The following is a 7,777-nucleotide window of genomic DNA, read 5'->3' as shown; positions in this document are numbered from 1 at the left end:
TATCGCCGTTACTCTCACCTTTGTATCAATTGTAAATAATTGTTACAAAGTGTATTGACCTTGAGTCCCCTTGCCTAGTTTGGTATCGGGTGATACTAAACGTCGGGACATATAAACAGTTATAAGGTTGGTCTGGGTTGACCTCTTAGATTCAGTCGGGGGACTGAAGACCTTACTAGGCGGTTATTTCAGGCATTTCAGCCCTATTTCATGCCTAAACGTTTCGCACTAATTATCAACTATAGCTCATGGGGCCATGGGCTACTATTTTGATCATCAGGAAGAAATTGACCAGGAAATCACCCAAGAATGGGATCAGATACAGGTTAACATAACGCAAATAGCTAAATCACTTTTTACACCGGGATGAAAGAAGTGACTTTTTCCCCGCCCTTCCCCCGAATGCACCCCGTAACTGATATAAGTAGAGATGTAGGTCTATAACCAAAATTGCCGCATCAGTTCGGTTAGGTGACTGTTTTTCGCTTGTCTAGGAGGGTAGATATGCTCAACGAATTAATTTATGAAGGATTAGGTTTAAGTGCTGTTTTCGGAGGACTATTCCTCTGGTCTCGCTCTGGTCTCGTCAGCAAAAATACCGCCCTTTTAGCCGCACAAGCGCAATTACAGCAAAGTAACTCAGATTTGTTGGCTCAAGTCAAGGGTTTAGATGTGGCGCAATCAGACTTAAAAGACGAAAATCAGCAGTTGCACGCCAAAATAATTCACATAGAACAACATTCCGCCCAATTACAGCACAAAGCTACGGATTTAGAAAATTCTCTCCAGTCCCTCCAGCAAGCTGTCCAGATAGGTGAGGGTGAAATCGAACACCTGAAAACCACCGCTAAGGAAATAGAAGCGGAGAAAGCTGGTTTGATGGAGCAATTAGAGGCAGAAAAAGCCCAAATTACTAGCCTAGAAGCACAAATTCAAACTTTAGAGCAGCAAAAAGGTGAAATTAACCGTCAATTTGATTTGACCAAAAAACAGACCACCTCTCTCTATAGTCAAATTCAGACCCTAGAACAGGATAAAGCTCTCTTACAGCAAGAGCTAGAAAAAGCCGAGGAATTAAGGGCAAAAGTGGCCGATTTAGAGCATAAAAACCAAGAATTAAGCGATTTAGCCGCCCAAATTCCCAACTTGCAAGGTAAAATTCAAACCTTAGAACAGAATCTAGCTCAACAAACAGAAAAGTATGAGCAAGGACAGCAGGAAATAGCCAGCTTACAGGGTCAAATTAATGGGTTAGAGCGGGAAAAAAAGTCTCTCAGCGAAGATTTAGCCGCAAGTCAAACTCGATCGCTCTCTTTAGGCCAAGAATGCGACAATTTAACTATAAAACTCCAAGAAACCGTCGCTCAAGTGACGGCTATAACCGCCGAAAAGGACAGTCTCGGCGCTCATCTCGAAGCCGCTAAACTGGAGTTACAAGCTTTAGAAGTCCAGAAAGGGGAATTATCGGCAGAATTAACCACTGCTGCCGAAAAAATTGCTAATTTAGAAGGGCAATTACAGGAATTAACCCAGTTACCCCAACAATTAACCACTGCTGCCGAAAAAATTGCCCATTTAGAAGGGCAATTACAGGAATTAACCCAGTTACCCCAACAATTAACCACTGCTGCCGAAAAAATTGCCCATTTAGAAGGGCAATTACAGGAATTAACCCAGTTACCCCAACAATTGGCCGATTCTCAGGCAACAATTGCTAATTTAGAAGGGCAATTACAGGAATTAACTCAGTTACCCCAACAGCTAGAAACCTATCGGGAAAACATTTCTAATTTAGAGATTCAACTACACCAGTTAAGTGCCGAAAAAGACCAATTAGAAACCACAACTTCCCGTCATATCGAGGAATTAAGCCAACAAAATCGCCAACTAACTCAAGATTTAGAAGCCCAAAAAACGGCAGCTAAAGCTTTAGAAAAGGAAAAAATTAAGTTTGATGGTGAGTTAGCAACTAAGCAAGAAGAAATCGCCGCTTTAGTGGTTAAAATTCAAAACCTACAGCAAGAAATAGACGATTTCTCTAAACAAACTGCTCCTATTACCACTAATGAACCGGAAGCAATTATTAGTGAAACTCCGGTAGTAGAAGAAGCAGAAACCCCCCCGGTGATTGTCAAGGAAACTCCTGTAGTAGCAGCAGAAAAAATCACGGTTGCCGATACAAGTTTAGAAGTGCAACCCGCAGCGGAGATAGTCCAAACAAGTCAAGAATCCGCAGAAAATCCCCTAAGGGGAAAAACCTTAGTTATACTAGGAACCTTCAGCAAAATCAGTCGCGAGAAAGCGAAATCATTGATTATTAATGTCGGTGGTACTGTTACTGGTTCCCCCAGTGCGAACACTGATTATATTCTCCTCGGTAAAGCTCCCGGTGAGAAACTCAAAAAGGCTCAAAAATTAGGTATAAAAACCCTTTCAGAAGCCCAATTTCTGCAAATGGTAGAATCCTAAATCAGTTATCAGTTATCAGTTATCAGTTATCAGTTCACTGTTTACTGAAAAAACTTCCCACTTCATAATTCACAATTCATAATTCACAATTCATAATTTATAATTCATAATTCATAATTCGCTTAATTACCAAAATTATGAGTCAAAAAATTGCCTTTTTAGGATTAGGAGTAATGGGAGCGCCGATGACAGCTAATCTTGTCCGTCAGGGTTTTGCTGTCAATGCTTGGAATCGTACCCCAGAGGCGCCGGGGATAACCATTGCCGGGGCAGCGGGGGCGAACATTTGTTCTAGTATTGCCGCCGCCGTCAGGGATGCCGAGATTGTCTTTACCTGCGTCGGGGATGTGCCTGACGTGGAAGCGGTAATTTTAGGACCAGGGGGTGTCATGGAATCGGCAGTCGTGGGAACTCTGGTGGTGGATATGAGTACCATTGGCTCTCAAGCCGCTAGGATGATTGGTAAAAAGCTAGAGGAAAATAATCTCCGTTTTCTCGATGCTCCCGTCTCTGGGGGCGATATTGGGGCGAAAAACGGCACTTTAACCCTTATGGTGGGGGGGAAAGAAGCGGATTTTCAGACTTGTTTGCCCTGTTTTCAAGCCATGGGTAAAACTATTCGCTGGTGTGGCGAAATCGGCAACGGACAGGCGGTAAAACTCTGTAATCAAGTCTTGGGGGCGGTTCACATGGTGGCTCTGTGTGAGGCTCTAAAAATGGCAAAAATTCAAGGATTAGACCCCAATTTAGTCATAGAAGTGTGTAAAACGGGGGCGGCGGGTTCTTGGGCGTTGGAAAATTTGGGACCAAAAATCCTCGCCCAAGATTTACAGCCGGCTTTTATGATTGAACATATCTTAAAAGATTTGCGATTAGTCAAAGAAACTGCCCAGACAGCCGGGGAAATTCTGCCCGGGACAGATTTAGCGGAAACCCTATTTAAAGCAGTAGCGGAATTGGACGAAGGTAAGGGAATTAAACAGGGAACCCAAGCGATGATTCGCGCCTACGATTAAGCCTTTTGTTGACGATAAATATCATCGGTACGGGCAGCCATGATGAAATCATTTTGATGTAATCCGCCCACGTCATGGGTCCACCAAGAAACGGTAACTTTGCCCCATTCTGTTAATAAAGCGGGGTGATGGCCTTCTTTTTCCGCCGCTTCTCCCACGGCATTAGTAAAGGCGATTGCCCCTTGAAAATTGGCAAATTTATAGAGTTTTTGCAGACGGGGAATACCCTCGTATTCTAAGAGATTCCAATCGGGAATTTTAGCCTGTAAAGCGGTAATTTCTTCGGCCGTGATAGGAGAAGAACCCGATTGATAAGGTTGACATTTTTGTTGGGCAAGTTCGGTCATAGGGGTATCAATCTAGATTTTTTACCTTTATTATAGAGGAAAATCCCCCAGAGAAATTTTTTATTCTTCTTCTGACTCTGGAGAACTTACCCAAGGGGTAGAAGATTCGGCAGCTTTCGGGAAAGAAAAAGATTTTTTTGGAGGAGAAGGCAATAATTCCAATTGTCGATTAGCGGTTTTATAGCTAGTTTTATTTTTCTGCTCTCCCCGTCGTCGTTGGGAGGTTTTTTCCTCCGTGGTATTTTCGGCTATCACTTCATACAAAATCGCCCGTTTATCCTCTTGTTGTCCTTTTCTTAACACCCGTCCTAAACGCTGAATATATTCCCTAGTGGAACCAGTTCCCGATAAAATAATCGCGATGCCTGCTTCCGGCACATCAACCCCTTCATTGAGAACATGGGAAGTCACCAGAATTTTGTATTCTCCCTGACGAAAACGGGTCAGGATTTCATGGCGTTCTTTCACAGGAGTTTGATGGGTTATGGCAGGTATTAAAAAGCTCTCGGAAATGCGGTAAACTGTGGCATTATCGTTGGTAAAAATTAAAATTCGTTCCGGATGGTGTTCACAGATTAACTCGGCTAAAACCCGCAATTTTCCCTGGGTTCCAGAGGATATTTCCTTCGACTCCCGGTGCGCTAACATGGCCCGGCGCCCTTCGCTACTTCTGGCACTAATCATGACAAAATTTTGCCAACCATCTAAACCAGACAAACTGAGATTATTTTTTCTTAAAAAATCATTGCGAATTTTAATTGCTTCTTGATATTTTTCCTGTTCTTTGGCAGATAGTTTCACTTTAATTTGAATTATTTCATGATCCGCTAGGGCTTTTCCTGACAAGTCTTGGGGACTTTTTTGATAAACAATTGCACCAATAAGATAATCTAAATCCTGATGACTACCATCACCGCGATCCGGTGTTGCTGTTAAGCCTAAACGATAGGGTGCGATCGAATCTTCCGCTATTTTCCGAAAGAAATCCGATGGTAAATGATGACATTCATCAAAAATCAAAAAAGCGTAACGATTGCCAAGAGTTTCCGAGTAAATTGCCGCACTTTGATAGGTGGCGATTAAAATAGCACTATTATCCTTAGAACCTCCCCCTAATAATCCCACCTCGGCATCGGGAAAAGCCGCCAACATCTGGGCATACCACTGGTGCATTAAATCAATAGTCGGCACGATAATTAAGGTGCTGCGGGGAGTCGATTGTAGAGCTAATTGAGCAAGATAGGTTTTACCGGCAGCGGTGGGAAGGACGATAACACCCCTTCTCTGGGATTTTTTCCAAGCGATTAACGCTTCCGTTTGGTGGGGGTAGGGTTCCCGTTCAAAACTGGCAATTAATTCTAAATTGTTAAAAGCTTTTGCTTCATCTTGGAAGTTAATGCCCTCCTCCTGTAGAGTTTCCACGAGAGGACGATAATGAATGGCCAAAATGCGAAATCTTTCAATACGATCATCCCAAGTGGCAAAATCTAGCCATTTTTTCCCTTTTGGTGGTGGATGGAGAATTAAAGTTCCTCGCTCATATTTGAGGGTGGGTAAGCGCATGAAGTGGTGCGGGAAGATGGGGGAATTATGAATTATGAATTGGGGAGGGGAGCAGGGAATTATGAATTATCAATTATCAATTATGAATTGGGGAGAGAGGGGAACAGGAAGAAAAAAAGCTGATACTAAATCCGTTGAGTATAGGCTACAACTCCTGTCTCCTGTCTCCTGCCTCCTGACTCCTGACTCCTATCTCCTGTCTCCTGTCTCCTGTCTCCTGCCTTCGTTAACAGGTTAAAAAAATAGAGTGTGAATTAACACACTCTCAGCATATCGAAACAGCTAAAGTTTGGCAATAGATTAAATCTTTTCGGTTAGCTTAGTCAGAACGCGATTGGAACGTTCCACAAAAGCTTGCATTCCCTCGGCATCAAATCCTTTTTGAGCGATTAAAGCTAAATCATAAACGTGCTGACAGAGCATTTTCGCTAATTGCGCCGATGGAGATTCGCCGCTACCGGTAACAATACTTCCCTGACTAATCTGGATAATCTGTTGAATTAGGGGATGATTAGTATTAATCATCAGAATATGTTCTTCGGGGAAAGCCATGGCTTTTTGTTGCATCATTGCCGTCATTTCCTGTAAGCGTCGCATCGCTTCTGGAAGTAAGACAATTGCTGGGGGAGTAGCTTGGGGATCATCGGATTTCAAGGCTTCAGTTTTGATATTGATGCGGGAATTATCGAGGGCTTTGGCGAAAATTTCTTTGATCAATTCAGCCCGGGTTTTATTACTACCGGGATCGATAATTTCACTAGCTTGATCCTGTTCGAGCAGTGTCGAATCTAATTCAGAATCAACCCGGGTGAATTTCACATCGGAGTATTCTCTTTCTAGGAAAGGAATAAAGTAATTAGTATCGATGAAAGAATCAAAGAAGAGTATCTCTAACCCTTGATTTTTGTAGAGTTCAACGTAGGTGGATTGACTATGAGGATCGGTACAGTAAAAAACTCGATTTTCGTGTCGTTCTTTATGGCGTTCTAGGTAGGCTTTGAGAGTAGTATAACCTTCCTGTTCGATCGCTTCTAGGGGAGTTTTTGCCGTTGCTTCTTGCCATGCGTCACCTTCAGCGGGTTGCACTTCCACTTGTACTGGGGTTTCTGGGGGTTTGTAGGTAGTGCGATAGATTAAAATATCTTCTACCTGCTGTTTAAATTTATCCTCTTTCAAGGAACCAAATTTAATAAAAGTTCCCACATCTCCCCAACAACGAATATATTCTTTTGCGTCTTCATTGTAGAGAGATTTGAGGCGATCGGCAATTTTTTTGGCAATAAAATCGGCAATACGGCGAACGGTGCGATCTTTGGTTAAAGCACTTCGAGACACATTTAAAGGAATATCTGGACTATCGATAACTCCTCGCAAGGGTATCAGGAAATCGGGAATAATTTCCTCGCAATGATCGCTGACAAAAACCTGATTACAGAATAACTTTAATTGTCCTTTTGAGACATCCACATCCGGTCTGAGTTTGGGAAAATAAAGAATGCCATTGAGCAAGAAAGGATAATCGGTATTCAGATGTACCCAGAGTAAAGGTTCTTCTTGGAAAGGATAAAGATAACGATAAAATTCTAGGTAGTCTTCTTTAGTCAGATTTTGAGGAGATTCTTTCCATAAAGCCCGTTGTTGATTAATCACTTCCCCATCAATTTTAATGGGAACGGGCATAAAATCTGAGTAGGTTTTGACTAACTGGCGAATGCGAGCAGGTTCTAAATATTCCCCTTCCTCATCCATTAAAGTTAGGGTGATAGTCGTGCCGATTTGGCTGCGGGAAGAATCGGTTAGTTCAAACTCCGGAGAACCATCACAGCACCAATGGACTGGGGTAGCACCTTCTTGATAGGAAAGAGTATCAATTTCTACCTTTTTAGCCACCATAAACGCTGAATAAAAGCCTAGTCCAAAATGACCGATTAAATCGTTGGCTGATTTTTGATATTTATTGATAAATTCTTCCGCACTGGAAAAGGCAACTTGGTTAATATATTTCTTGATTTCTTCCCCCGTCATCCCGATTCCATTATCGGTAATTGATAGGGTACGATTTTCTTTATCGATGGCGAGATTAATTTCTGGTTCGGGGACTTCTCCTCTCGCTTCTCCTGCTAAGGAAGCCATTTTTAATTTCGAGATGGCATCAACACTATTGGATATCAATTCCCGTAGAAAAATTTCATGGTCAGTGTAGAGAGATTTTTTGATAATAGGGAAGATATTCTCGGTATGAATCGTGATATTACCTTTTTCGAGTACCGTCATACGTTCAATCAGTAAGGGCTTGACTATTCTAACTTTTTTATTTTGCTCGATGATGGCACTATTGATCACAGAGCGATTGCCCAACTTCCTCTAGGGGGATAACCGTAC

Annotated in this window: 5 protein-coding genes; 2 read left to right on the top strand and 3 right to left on the bottom strand. The window is 42.3% G+C overall.

Translation table 11 applies throughout. From position 1 onward, the window contains the following. Positions 1-504: 504 nt before the first annotated feature. Together N0824_RS17335 and N0824_RS17330 are read left to right on the top strand one after the other, a co-directional pair. A complete protein-coding gene (locus N0824_RS17335) occupies positions 505-2,469 on the top strand; it encodes a BRCT domain-containing protein (RefSeq protein WP_108937652.1) in 1,965 nt (654 codons plus the stop codon). A gap of 137 nt (positions 2,470-2,606) precedes the next feature. Continuing rightward, a complete protein-coding gene (locus tag N0824_RS17330) occupies positions 2,607-3,485 on the top strand; it encodes an NAD(P)-dependent oxidoreductase (RefSeq protein ID WP_108937651.1) in 879 nt (292 codons plus the stop codon). On the opposite strand, the gene N0824_RS17325 is transcribed toward N0824_RS17330, so the two are convergent. The 3 genes from N0824_RS17325 to htpG all read right to left on the bottom strand — a co-directional run bounded on the left by N0824_RS17325 (position 3,482) and on the right by htpG (position 7,669). Continuing rightward, on the bottom strand, positions 3,482-3,832 hold the full coding sequence (locus N0824_RS17325; protein ID WP_002762185.1) for a 4a-hydroxytetrahydrobiopterin dehydratase: 351 nt from the start codon (positions 3,830-3,832) through the stop codon (positions 3,482-3,484). The two genes, N0824_RS17330 and N0824_RS17325, sit on opposite strands and share 4 nt — an antisense overlap. Positions 3,833-3,892: 60 nt before the next feature. Beyond that, positions 3,893-5,395, bottom strand: a complete 1,503-nt coding sequence (locus N0824_RS17320; RefSeq protein ID WP_108937650.1) for a DEAD/DEAH box helicase — start codon at positions 5,393-5,395, stop codon at positions 3,893-3,895. 300 nt (positions 5,396-5,695) lie between these two features. Continuing rightward, positions 5,696-7,669 (bottom strand): molecular chaperone HtpG, encoded by a 1,974-nt coding sequence (gene htpG, locus N0824_RS17315; RefSeq protein ID WP_108937661.1) that lies wholly within the window; start codon positions 7,667-7,669, stop codon positions 5,696-5,698. Positions 7,670-7,777 lie beyond the last annotated feature (108 nt).

This window comes from Microcystis sp. 0824, assembly GCF_003112475.1.
Taxonomy (GTDB): Bacteria; Cyanobacteriota; Cyanobacteriia; order Cyanobacteriales; family Microcystaceae; genus Microcystis; species Microcystis aeruginosa_C.
This window is presented reverse-complemented; position numbering and strand designations above follow the sequence as displayed.